General features: G+C 73.4%; 13 protein-coding genes. 7 read left to right on the top strand and 6 right to left on the bottom strand.

Annotated features, from left to right (window positions below; genetic code table 11):
* Nucleotides 1–102: 102 nt before the first annotated feature.
* Nucleotides 103–879: a hypothetical protein gene (locus OG767_RS16055; protein WP_405089280.1), complete on the top strand. Its 777-nt coding sequence runs from the start codon at nt 103–105 to the stop codon at nt 877–879.
* The gene (locus OG767_RS16050) at nt 876–1,883 is read left to right on the top strand and encodes a 3-dehydroquinate synthase family protein (protein ID WP_405089279.1); all 1,008 of its coding nucleotides are present in this window, start codon (nt 876–878) and stop codon (nt 1,881–1,883) included. Before OG767_RS16055 ends, OG767_RS16050 begins: the two co-directional genes overlap by 4 nt.
* Nucleotides 1,884–1,907: 24 nt before the next feature.
* Here the strand turns inward: OG767_RS16050 and OG767_RS16045 are convergent, their stop codons facing one another.
* The 5 genes from OG767_RS16045 to OG767_RS16025 all read right to left on the bottom strand — a co-directional run bounded on the left by OG767_RS16045 (nt 1,908) and on the right by OG767_RS16025 (nt 6,766).
* Complete coding sequence (locus OG767_RS16045; RefSeq protein WP_405089278.1) at nt 1,908–2,438, bottom strand: hypothetical protein; 531 nt, start codon at nt 2,436–2,438, stop codon at nt 1,908–1,910.
* 54 nt (nt 2,439–2,492) lie between these two features.
* On the bottom strand, nt 2,493–3,491 hold the full coding sequence (locus OG767_RS16040; protein ID WP_405089277.1) for a papain-like cysteine protease family protein: 999 nt from the start codon (nt 3,489–3,491) through the stop codon (nt 2,493–2,495).
* A 275-nt stretch (nt 3,492–3,766) separates the two neighbouring features.
* Nucleotides 3,767–4,456 carry an HAD-IA family hydrolase gene (locus tag OG767_RS16035; protein WP_405089276.1) on the bottom strand — a complete coding sequence of 230 codons (690 nt, stop codon included), beginning with the start codon at nt 4,454–4,456 and terminating at the stop codon, nt 3,767–3,769.
* Between the two features lie 34 nt (nt 4,457–4,490).
* A complete protein-coding gene (locus tag OG767_RS16030) occupies nt 4,491–5,612 on the bottom strand; it encodes a Gfo/Idh/MocA family protein (RefSeq protein ID WP_405089275.1) in 1,122 nt (373 codons plus the stop codon).
* The gene (locus OG767_RS16025; protein WP_107161136.1) at nt 5,609–6,766 is read right to left on the bottom strand and encodes a DegT/DnrJ/EryC1/StrS family aminotransferase; all 1,158 of its coding nucleotides are present in this window, start codon (nt 6,764–6,766) and stop codon (nt 5,609–5,611) included. Before OG767_RS16025 ends, OG767_RS16030 begins: the two co-directional genes overlap by 4 nt.
* A gap of 183 nt (nt 6,767–6,949) precedes the next feature.
* Here OG767_RS16025 and OG767_RS16020 point away from each other — a divergent pair, with 183 nt between their 5' ends.
* The 5 genes from OG767_RS16020 (at nt 6,950) to OG767_RS16000 (ending at nt 10,104) form a co-directional block, all read left to right on the top strand.
* The gene (locus OG767_RS16020; RefSeq protein ID WP_107161134.1) at nt 6,950–7,381 is read left to right on the top strand and encodes a type II 3-dehydroquinate dehydratase; all 432 of its coding nucleotides are present in this window, start codon (nt 6,950–6,952) and stop codon (nt 7,379–7,381) included.
* Nucleotides 7,382–7,444: 63 nt separating this feature from the next.
* Nucleotides 7,445–7,798 carry a DoxX family protein gene (locus tag OG767_RS16015; protein ID WP_107161132.1) on the top strand — a complete coding sequence of 118 codons (354 nt, stop codon included), beginning with the start codon at nt 7,445–7,447 and terminating at the stop codon, nt 7,796–7,798.
* A gap of 7 nt (nt 7,799–7,805) precedes the next feature.
* Nucleotides 7,806–8,747, top strand: a complete 942-nt coding sequence (locus OG767_RS16010; protein WP_405089274.1) for an ROK family protein — start codon at nt 7,806–7,808, stop codon at nt 8,745–8,747.
* A complete protein-coding gene (locus OG767_RS16005; protein WP_405089273.1) occupies nt 8,744–9,316 on the top strand; it encodes an NADPH-dependent FMN reductase in 573 nt (190 codons plus the stop codon). The genes OG767_RS16010 and OG767_RS16005 overlap by 4 nt, the downstream gene beginning before the upstream one ends.
* Complete coding sequence (locus OG767_RS16000; RefSeq protein WP_405089272.1) at nt 9,313–10,104, top strand: shikimate dehydrogenase family protein; 792 nt, start codon at nt 9,313–9,315, stop codon at nt 10,102–10,104. The genes OG767_RS16005 and OG767_RS16000 overlap by 4 nt, the downstream gene beginning before the upstream one ends.
* Before the next feature lies 1 nt (nt 10,105).
* On the opposite strand, the gene OG767_RS15995 is transcribed toward OG767_RS16000, so the two are convergent.
* Nucleotides 10,106–10,486 (bottom strand): VOC family protein, encoded by a 381-nt coding sequence (locus tag OG767_RS15995; RefSeq protein WP_405089271.1) that lies wholly within the window; start codon nt 10,484–10,486, stop codon nt 10,106–10,108.
* Between the last annotated feature and the right edge of the window lie 135 nt (nt 10,487–10,621).

Below are 10,621 nucleotides of genomic sequence, written 5' to 3'. Positions count from 1 at the left end.
GACCCCGGTTCCCGGCCGCGTGCGGGCCCTCCGGCGGGCCGGCGCGGTGATGATGGGCACGCCCCGAGGACGCCGCGTACCACCGCCGACAGTCGAGGTGCCATGGAACGCTCCTGGTTGTTCGCCGACCTCGCCGTGCCCGGTGGGGGATGCGTCGACGTGCGGGCGGCCGAGCTGGTCGGCACGGTGCTGGCGGGGCTGGTGTCCGAGCTGCGCGCCGCCGACCCGGGCGGCTGCTGGTTCTTCGACCGGCTCGACTCCCCCGGTCCGACCCGGCTGCGGCTGGGCCTGCACGCCGGGCCCGCAGCGCTGGACCTGGCGCGGGACCGGCTCGGCCCGTCGGTCCGGCCGGCGCCCCCGGCGTACGCGGTGCGCGACCCGGCCCGGGGCGGACCGCTCGCCCACGCCGGCAGCGAGGTGGCGCTGGGTCTGCTCGGCGGTGAACCACCGTGGCTGGCCGGGCTGGAGCTGCCGCTCGCGGTGGCGCACCTGCGACACCTGTGCGGGCTGTTGCCGGCCGGCGACCGGGCGTCCTTCCTGTTCCTGCACTGGCAGGACCGCAGTCGCGCGCTGACCGGGGCGCAGCGCCGGGACCTCGCCGCGCAGGCGCACGCCGGCGCCGACAAGATCGTGCTGGCCGCCGCCGACCTGCCGCTCGCCGACGATCCGGTGTCGGCGGCCTGGCGGCGCTATCTGGACCGGGTGACCGAGGTGATCGCCGAGGACCACCCGGCCGCGCCGCGCGGTTTCCTGATCGCCGAGCACGCCCAGCTCAGCCACCGCCGCTGGGGCATCGACCCGGCCGTCGACTCGCTGGCCGCGCTGGCGTTGCGGCTGGCCGGGCAGACCGTCGCCGCACCAGGTGGGAGAGCCGGATGACCGTGGAACGGGTCGACGTGGAACTGGGCGACCGCGCGTACCCGGTGCTGGTGGGCCCGGGCGTGCGGCACCGGCTGGCCGCGGAGGTGGCGCGGATCGGGGCCCGCCGGGTCGTGGTGGTCTCGGCCCGGCCGCCGGAGTGGACGCCCGACCCGGGCGTGCCGCACCGGGTGGTGCCGGCCCGCGACGGCGAGCACGACAAGACGTTGGCCACCGTGGAGGCGCTGTGCCGGGCGTTCGCCGAGTTCGGGTTGACCCGGGCCGACGCGGTGGTCTCCTGCGGCGGCGGCACCACCACCGACGTGGTCGGCCTGGCCGCCGGTCTCTACCACCGGGGCGTCGCGGTGCTCCACCTGCCGACGTCGCTGCTGGCCCAGGTGGACGCCAGCGTGGGCGGCAAGACCGCGGTGAACCTGCCGGAGGGCAAGAACCTGGTCGGCGTCTACTGGCAGCCACGCGCGGTGCTCTGCGACACCGAGCACCTGGACACGCTGCCGGAGGTGGAGCGGCGCAACGGCTACGGCGAGATCGCCCGCGCGCACTTCATCGGCGCCGGCGACCTGCGCGGCCGGACGGTGACCGAGCAGATCACCGCGTGCGTGGCGCTCAAGGCCCGGGTGGTCGCCGCCGACGAGCGCGACGCCGGGCTGCGGCACATCCTCAACTACGGTCACACGCTCGGCCACGCGTTGGAGCGGGCCACCGACTTCCGGCTGCGGCACGGCGAGGCGGTCGGCGTGGGCACGGTGTTCGCCGGGCGGCTGGCCGGCCGGCTCGGTCGGATCACTCCCGCCCGGGTCGCCGAGCACCACGAGGTGGTGGCCGGCTACGGCCTGGACACGGCGTTGCCGGCCGGGGTGACGCACGACGCGCTGATCGCGTTCATGCGCCGCGACAAGAAGTCCACCGCCGGCCTGACCTTCGTGCTGGACGGCCAGGCCGGCCCGGAGCTGGTCGCCGACGTGCCGGAGGACGAGGTCCGCGCCGCCCTGGCCGGGATGTAGGCGGTACCGGATCCGGAGGCGCGATCAGTTCGGTTCGGTCCGGAAGGACGTGGCGCGGGCCAGCTCCGCCAGGTCGCTGAAGAACTCGCCCGCCGGCATGGCCTTGCCCTCCTTGCCGATGGGCGACGGTTCCAACGGCACCAGCAGGTCTTCTTCCGCGGAGTGCAGCCACAGTGCCATCTGGTACACGGCGGGAACGCGCAACAGCCGCAGCTCGAAGCCGGCGGCGGCCAGCTTGGGCAGCCTCCGGACGATTTTCATGGCCTTGTCGGTGGCGGCCACGAACGGCCCCTCGGTGAACTTCGACACCTCCTGCGTCCCCTCCGGGCCGGCCGAGGTCTCGGCGCTGGCAATCGGCTGCCCGCTGTCCTCGATCAGATAGCGCCAACCCGCGGGCTGCGTCCGGTCGACACCGCCCCCGGCAAGGACGTCGTCGAGCCCCATCGTGAAGACCTGGTGGGGGGTGGACACGTCGAGCTGTTCTTTTCGGGCGCCGCGTAGCGCCTTGCCGGTGAATCTTCCCTCGTCGGCGAACCTGTGGAGCTTCGACTTCACCTGGTCGGCCTGGCCGTGCGGTGGCTCCGGAACGTGTAGTGGCATCTCAGCTCCTCATGCTTGGCGCACGGTCCGATAGCTGCGGGACCAGACCCCGCCGGCAGCGGTGTAGTTGTTCACGAAGCTATCGAATGTCACGTCCACGAATCCATCCCAGGGATCGTGGATTCTCAGCCATTCGGTGCCGCCCGATTCCCACCGTCCCCGGATCACGACGATGTGGCCTCCGCCGTTCCGCCAATGCGTGTCGACCCCGACCGGTTGCGACTTCGCCAACTCGGCCGCGACCTCCACGGGCGTCAGTGCCCGGAACAGCTCCTCCTTGAGGTGGCGCATCCGGGTCAGGGCATCGGTCGGCCAGGATCCCCGATTGCAGGCCGCACCACCGGCGTCGGCGGCGTTGCAACATTTGTCCTGGCTGAACTGTGCGTTGGCCTGGGCGCACTGGGTCTGCGTGGTGTTCGGATTGTAGAATCTCGCGATGTTGACCGAGCTGGCCGCCCAGCACCACATGGTCTGCGACTGCAACTGGGCGTTGGAGAAGTCCAGGCTCTGACTGGCCATGCTGACGGCGAACGTCGCCTCGGCACCGCCGTTGGCGTTGAAGCGGCAGTCGACCTTCCCACCGCCCTGGGCCGTGTGCGCCGTCACCCCGGTGCCGACCAGGTGCAGGAAGACGTTCGGAAAGGCGAGCGACTCGATGGAGTAGGAACCGTCGGCCTGGACGCGGAACTTGAACGTCTCGTGACCGCCGCCGTCGGCATTGAGTTGACAGTTGACGACACCACCGGTGGTGGTTTGGGAATTGACGTCGACGGCGACCATTCGCAGGTAGATGCCGGGGAAAGCGATCGACTCGATCGAGAAGGTGTCGTTGCCGTGATCGCGGAGCTTGAATTTTTCCTGGTCCGCGGCGCGGAAGTTGCAGTTGACCGTCCCGCCACCCGCCATGGTGGTGGGCACTCCGGTCCCGTCCATGCGCAGGCACACTTCGGGGTAGGTCTTCGACTCGATCGTGATCGGGGTGTCCCCGAGTTTCCTGAGGTCCGCCAACGACAAGGGCATATCCGCCCCCCTCTCCGTCTTGAGACTGCTCTTGAGCAGGCCGATATCCGTGACGCAGAGGCAGAGGACGCGACACGGCGACAAGGTGAGGGCTTACTCGATGTATGCGACACCCCACGCTCGGTCATCAGTATCGATCGATGCGAAGATCAGCACAAGCGAGTGTTTTTGCATTAAATCTTTTACACGAACTCATTACCGAGCATTGACACCCGCCGCGACGGTCGGCATACCCGGATGACAGGCAGGCTCCCGGCCGAGCCTCAGCGCACCGCCGGGCAGTGGGTGAGCAGCTCCTCCGGCTTGTGCGCGACCAGGTCGGGGCCGGCGGCCAGCAGCGCGGTCACGTCACCGCCGTGCCAGGTGGTGGCCACCGTGGTCACGCCGGCGTCCCGGCCGCTGGTCAGGTCCGTGATCGCGTCACCGACCATCATGGCCACGCCGGGCGGCATGTCGAGCAGTTCCAACGCGCGCAGCACGATGTCCGGCGCCGGCTTGGGGCGGGGCACCTCGTCCGAGCCGATCACGTGGTCGAAGAGCGCGAGCACGCCGAGCAGGTCCAGCAGGGACCGGGCGCGGGGGCCGCTCTTGCCGGTGGCGACCGCCATCCGGACGCCACGCTCGTGCAGCGCCTCCAGCGTCTCCCGGACGCCGGGGAACAGCGGCACCCGGTGCGCCAGCCGGTAGCTCTCCCGGACGAACGGCGCCTCCATCTCCAGCGGCAGCCCCATCAGCCGCATGATGTCCGGGAAGTACCGCCCCATGTGCTTGTTGTACTCCTCGAACGGCGCCGGTCCGCCGCCCACCACCTCGGCGTACGCGATGCTGAACGCCTCGCGCATCACCGCCGAGCTGTCGACCACGACCCCGTCGAGGTCGAACACGACCGCGCGGATCGGGCCCGTACGCCGGGCGAGGACGGTGGTGCCGGCGGTCGACGGCGGCTGACTCATGGCTGCTCCCGAAGGTGAGGTCGCCCGGTGGTTCTCACCGGTCGCGCGCTCCCGCCAGCGCGGGCACCGGCGGGGTGGGCCGGGCGCAGCGGTAGACACGTTCGATGGCGTCGATGGTGCGGCGGGCGTCGGCGGCGGCCACGCCCCGGCTGGCCGGGTCGGCGAGCAGGCCGGGCAGCGCGTCGAGCTGCCGGTCGTACTCGGCGCCGATGGTCTCGGCGGGCAGCGGCAGCGCGACGGTCTCGCCGTCGCGGGTACGGGTCAGCTCCGGCGCGCCGACCCGGTTCGGGCTGAACCCGAACGTGCAGCGCAGCGTCGCCGAGCCGTGGGTGCCGTGCACGGAGATGGTGGTGCGGTCCGTCGCCTCGTGCGACGCCCAGCAGGCGTGCAGCGCGGCGGACGCGCCGTCGGCGGTGAGCAGGAACGCGCGGGCGGTGTCCTCGACGTCACCGCGTCCACCGGGCCCGGCGGTGCCACGCCAGGCGGCCTGCGCGGCGCCGTCGTTGACGAAGTCGTCGGAGACGCTGCCCACCGCGTGCGCGATCGGCGCCGGGCCGAGCAGCGGCAGCACCGTGTCGAGCAGGTGCCAGCCCAGGTCGACGAGCGCGCCGCCGCCGGAGAGGTCCCGCCGGGTGAACCAGCCGCCGGCGTCGGGCACGCCCCGGGCGCGTACCCAGGCGACGTCGACGTGCCGGACCGGCCCGAGGTCGACCACGGCCCGCAGCAGGGCCCGCACGTCGGCGCGGTAGCGGGCGGCGCTGCCGGCCAGCAGCACCGCGCCACCGGCGCGTTCGGCGTCGGCCAGCTCGTCGGCCTCGGCGGAGGTGAGGCAGACCGGCTTCTCCAGGAACACCGGTACGCCCCGGCGCAGCAGCCGGGCCGCCACGGTGGCGTGCAGGTGGTTGGGGACCGCCACCACCACCAGATCGGCGGCGTCGGGGGGCAGGTCGGCCACGTCGGCGTACGCGTCGGGCACGCCGTGCGCGGCACGGGCCCGGTCCCGGGCGGCGGCGTCCGGGTCGATCACGGCGGTCACCGTGAACCGCTGGTGCGCGGCGAGCCGGGGCAGCCAGATCTGCCGCCCGGCCCAGCCGAGACCGGCCACCGCGACCCGGACGGTACGCCCCGGCGCGGCGGCCGGCTGCGGCCCGGTCATCCGGCCAGCACGTCGGCGAGCACGGCGGCGATCTGGTGCATCTGCTCCTCGGTGCCGAGCAGCGTGCGGTGGTGCAGCCAGACGCAGTCGGCGTGGATCTGCTCGACGTTCGGGCACCGCTCGGCGATCTGCTCGACGGTCTCGTCCGGCGCGCCGGCCAGCCAGAAGCCGTCGCAGCGGTAGATGGCGCGGAACGCGACGAACGCCGGGATGCCCCGGGCGATCAGCTCGTCGACCACGACCCGGCGGCGCTCCGACGTGATGCCGGGGATCCGGAACATGGCCATGTAGTGCGGGTTGCGGTCACCGCGCGGGTCGCGTCCCTGCGGCACCACGCCGGGGATCTCGGCGAGCAGGCTCGCCAGCAGCGGCCAGCGCTGCTCGCGCACCGCGATCTGACCGTCCAGGCGGGACAGTTGGGCGCGCAGCACGGCGGCGCTGAACTCGTTCATCCGGTAGTTCGAGCCGGTGGTGCGGTGCAGGTAGTCCCGGTCGGTGCGGGGCCGGCCGCAGCTGTGCACCAGGAACGCCTTCTCGTAGCTCTCCTCGTCGGGGAAGAGCACCGCGCCGCCCTCGCCGGCGGTCATCAGCTTGCCGTTCTGGAAGCTGAACGCGGCGACGGACCCGAGTTCACCGACCCGCTTGCCCTGCCACTGCGCGCCGTGCGCGTGCGCGGCGTCCTGGAGCAACGCGACGCCGGCGTCGGAGGTGATCTTGTCGAGCGCGTCCATGTCGGCGAACTGCCCGGCCATGTGCACCGGCATCACCACCCGGGTCCGGTCGGTGATCGCGGCGGCCACCGCGTCCGGGTCGACGCAGTAGGTGTCCAGGTCCACGTCGACCGGCACGGCCACCGCGCCGAGGCGCTGCGCGGCAAGCGACGACGAGATGAACGTGAAGGCCGGGACGATCACCTCGGTGCCCGGTCCGACGCCCAGGACCTCCAGCGCCACCTCCAGCGCATGCGTGCCGTTGGTGACGGCCAGCGCGTGCGACGACCCGTGGTACGCGGCGAACTCGGCCTCGAACGTGTCGACCTCGTTGCCTCCGACACGCCACCACTGGCCCTGCTCCAGGGCCCGGATGAGGCCGGTCCGTTCCTCGTCGCCGAACTGCGGCCACTCGGGGAACTCCGGTGCCGACAGATCACTCATGATGTCCCACTCCCTGATCCAGATTGGAACGGCCCGGCAGGACGCTAACCGAGCCGGCACGGCGCTGACCTCCCCTAACGGCCCCTAGCCGCCCCTAACCGCCCCCTGCCGGCGGGGGTCCGCACGGGCAACGGGGTCGATACTCCGATGACCTGTCGTCGTCCGTCCCCGGTGAGGTGCAACGTGCCCGAGGTGCTCCTGCTCAACGGCCCGAACCTGGGCATCCTCGGCAAACGGGAACCGGAGATCTACGGCACCGACACGGTGGCGGACATCGAGCGGGCGGTCGGCGAGGAGGTCGCCGGACGGGGATGGCGGGTCGTCGCGAGGCAGCACGACTGCGAGGGCGAGATGATCCGTACCATCCAGGACAGTTATGAGACGGTGGGCGCGATCGTGAACCCGGGCGCGTTGATGATCGCCGGTTGGAGCCTGCGCGACGCGCTGGCCAACTATCCCCATCCGTGGCTGGAGGTCCACCTGTCCAACGTGTGGGCCCGGGAGAGCTTCCGGCACGACTCGGTGCTCGCCCCGCTGGCCTCGGGGGTGATCGTGGGCCTCGGTGCGCTCGGTTACCGGCTGGCGGCCCGCGCGCTCGTCGCGACCGTGCCCTGACCGTCCACCCCGTCGCACCCGTACCGGTCGTCCGCCGCGGCGACCCGACCCCCGAGGAACCCCGTGACCGTCGCGATCATCGTTCTCACCATCCTGCTGGCCATCATCCTGATTCCGCTGGCCGTGCAGAAGCTCACCGGCAACGCGCAGATGCGCCAGCGGATGTCGCACCTCGGCGTCTCCGCCGGGCTGACCCGCGTCATCGGCCTGCTGGAGCTGGCCGGCGTCGCCGGGCTGCTGCTGGGCCTGAAGTTCTGGCAGCTCGGCGTGGTCGCCGCGGTGGCGATCACCGTGCTGCTGATCGCCGCCGTGGCCTACCATCTGCGCGCCAAGGACGACGGCAAGGTGATCATGGTGCCGTTGTTCTTCGCGTTCGCCTCGGCCGCGCTGGCGTTCCTGCACCTGCTGGCGCACTGAGGCCGGCGTGACGGGCGGGCCGGGCGCCGCGCTGCTGGGCGTCGACGTCGGGGGCACCAAGGTCGCGCTGCGCGCCGAGGCGGCCGGCCGGCCCGCGTACGAACGGATCGTCACCTGGCCGGCCGGCGCGGACCCGGCCGCCGACCTGGCCGTGCTGGCCGCCGAGGTGGCCGCGCTGCGCGCCGGCTTCGGCCCGGTCGACGCGGTCGGCGTGGCCATGCCGGCGACCGTCGACCGGGCCGGCGCGGTCGTGGCCTGGCCCGGCCGGCCGAGCTGGGTCGGCCTGGACCTGGCCGGCGCGCTGCGTCGCCTGTTCCCCGACACCCCGACCGGGTACGCCGACGACGGCGACCTGGCGGCGCTGGCCGAGGCCCGGCACGCGGGCCGCGACGACGTGCTCTATCTCGGGGTCGGCACCGGCGTCGGCGGCGGACTCGTGCTCGGCGGGCGCAACGCCCCGGCCGGCGCGTCCGCCGAGGTCGGGCACATGGTGGTCGACCTCGGTGGGGACCGGTGCGACTGTGGACGGTCCGGCTGCCTCCAGGCGGTCGCGTCCGGGCCGGCCACCCTGCGTCGCGCCGCCCGGCTGCGGGGCGGGCCGGTCGACCACCACCGGCTGCGCGCCGGGCTGGACGACGGCCGACAGTGGGCGGTGGCGGCGATCCGACCGGCCTGCGCCGCGCTGGCCGCCGCGGTGGTGAGCCTCGGCGAGCTGCTCGCCGCCGACCTGGCGATCGTCGGCGGCGGGTTCGCCACCGGCCTGCCCGGTTTCGTGCCGCTGGTCGGAGACCTCGCCGTCGGCCGTCCGGGGCGGCCCGCGCCCCGCGTCGTCGCCGCCGCGCTCGGCGGGCTCTCCTCGCTGCACGGCGCGCTCCACCTCGCCCGCGACCTCGCGGGCGCCCCGGTCCCGCCCGGGACCGGGGCTCGACCAAGGGAGAACAGCCAATGATCAGGATCGGGGTCGTCGCCGGCAGCACCCGCCCGGGCCGCAAGGCCGACGCGGTGGCGCGCTGGGTGTGCGACATCGCTGGCGCGCGGCCGGACGTCGACGCGGAACTCGTCGACCTGGCGGACCATCCGCTGCCCCACTTCGCCGAGCCGCTGCCCCCGTCGATGGCGCCGTCGAGCCGACCGGCGATCCGCCGGTGGGGCGCGGTCGTCGGCGCGCTGGACGCGTTCGTCTTCGTCACCCCGGAGTACAACCACTCCATCCCGGGTGTGCTCAAGGACGCGATCGACGTGCTCTACCAGGAATGGCACCACAAGCCGGCCGGGCTGGTCGGCTACGGCGTGCAGGGCGGCACCCGGGCCGCCGAGCACCTGCGGCTGGTGCTCGGGCAGGTGTCGGTGCCGGTGGTCCGCTCCCAGGTGGCGCTCTCCCTGCACACCGACTTCGTGGCGTTCCGCGACTTCCGCCCCGGCCCGCACCAGCGGGAGGCGGTCGGCACCATGCTCGACGAGGTGGTGGCCTGGGCGGGCGCGCTGCGGACGCTGCGCCGCCCACAGCCGGTGCGATGATCGCGATCAGCGGCGCCACCCGCCTCTACGCGCTGCTCGGCGACCCGATCGCGCAGGTACGCGCGCCCGGCCTGCTCAACCCGGTGCTGGCCCGGCGGGGCACGGACGCGGTGCTGGTGCCGGTGCACGTGCCCGCCGCCGCGCTGCCGGAGGTGGTGGCCGGGCTACGGCAGGTGGCCAACCTGCACGGCATGCTGGTGACCGTGCCGCACAAGGCGGCCCTGCTCGACCTCGCCGACCGGGCCACCGACCGGGCGCACCGGGCCGGCAGCGTCAACGCGTTGCGCCGCGAGGCGGACGGCACCTGGTCGGCGGACACGTTCGACGGCGACGGGTTCGTCCGCGGACTGGTCGCGGCCGGACACGACCCGCGCGGCCGGCGGGTCTGCGTGGTGGGCGCCGGTGGCGCGGGCAGCGCCATCGCGGTGGCGCTGCTCGACGCCGGGGTGGCCGCGCTGCACCTGGCCGACACCGACCCGGCCCGGCTGGCCGCGCTCGGCGGGCGGCTGTCGGCCGCGTACCCCGGCCGGGTCGATGCGGCGGCCCGGCCGCGACTGGCCGACGCCGACCTCGCGGTCAACGCGACGCCGGTGGGGCTGCGCCCGACCGACCCGCCGCCGTTCCCGGTGTCGGAGCTGCCGGCGCGGGCGGTGGTCGCGGACATCATCATGACCCCGGCGGAGACGACGCTGCTGCGCGCCGCCCGCGACCGGGGCCTGCCCGCGCATCCCGGTGAGCCCATGCTGACCCACCAGATCGACGGCTACCTCGACTTCTTCGGCCTCTGAGTCACAGCGGCGCGAGACGCGCCTTGAGCAGGCAGAACTCGTTGCCCTCGGGGTCGGCGAGGACGTGCCAGGACTCCTCGCCGGTCTGGCCGACGTCGGCCGGGCGTGCGCCGAGCTTCAGCAGGCGGTCGAGTTCGGCGTCCTGATCGCGGTCGGTGGCGTTGACGTCGATGTGCAGGCGGGGCTTCGCCCGCTCCGGCTCGGCCGTGGGGCTGAGGATGATCGTCGGCTGCGGGCCGCCGAACCCGTCGCGCGGCCCGATCTCGATGCTGCCGTCGCCCTCGCGGTCGAGCACCACGAAGTCGAGGACCGCGCACCAGAACCGCGCCAGCGCCTCGGGGTCGCGGCAGTCGAGCACGAGTTCGCTGATCCGACAGGCCATGACCGGAACCTACTCTCCCGCGTTCGTCGTCGCAGCCCGGTCGGACGCCGGAACCGTACGCCCAGCCTTCCGGACGGGCCGGTGCGCACGCCACCACGCTTTCCGGGAAAGCCGGTTGCGTCGGGTATCGCCGGC

Source organism: Micromonospora sp. NBC_01392, from assembly GCF_045040125.1.
GTDB lineage: Bacteria > Actinomycetota > Actinomycetes > Mycobacteriales > Micromonosporaceae > Micromonospora.
This window is presented reverse-complemented; position numbering and strand designations above follow the sequence as displayed.